Here is a 496-nt window from a genome sequence, read left to right as displayed (position 1 = left end):
CGAGCTCGGCGAGCTGGCGCTCGGCCGCAACGTCCTCGTCGCGTTCATGCCGTGGAACGGCTACAACTTCGAAGACTCGATCCTGCTCTCCGAGCGGATCGTGAAGGACGACGTGTTCACCTCGATCCACATCGAGGAGTTCGAGGTGATGGCCCGCGACACCAAGCTCGGGCCGGAAGAGATCACCCGCGACATCCCGAACGTCTCGGAAGAGGCGCTCAAGAATCTCGACGAGGCCGGCATCGTCTACATCGGTGCCGAGGTGCATGCCGGCGACATCCTGGTCGGCAAGATCACGCCGAAGGGCGAGAGCCCGATGACGCCGGAGGAGAAGCTCCTGCGCGCCATCTTCGGCGAGAAGGCCTCCGACGTGCGCGACACCTCGCTGCGGGTGCCGCCGGGCGTCCAGGGCACGGTCGTCGAGGTGCGGGTGTTCAACCGGCACGGCGTCGAGAAGGACGAGCGCGCGCTCGCCATCGAGCGCGAGGAGATCGAG

General features: G+C 66.5%; 1 pseudogene. It reads left to right on the top strand.

From position 1 onward, the window contains the following. Nucleotides 1-496 (top strand): annotated as a pseudogene (locus tag ABTU92_RS29605) (DNA-directed RNA polymerase subunit beta); the annotation flags it as partial.

Source organism: Rhodoplanes sp. SY1, assembly GCF_046000175.1.
Classification (GTDB): domain Bacteria; phylum Pseudomonadota; class Alphaproteobacteria; order Rhizobiales; family Xanthobacteraceae; genus Rhodoplanes.
This window is presented reverse-complemented; position numbering and strand designations above follow the sequence as displayed.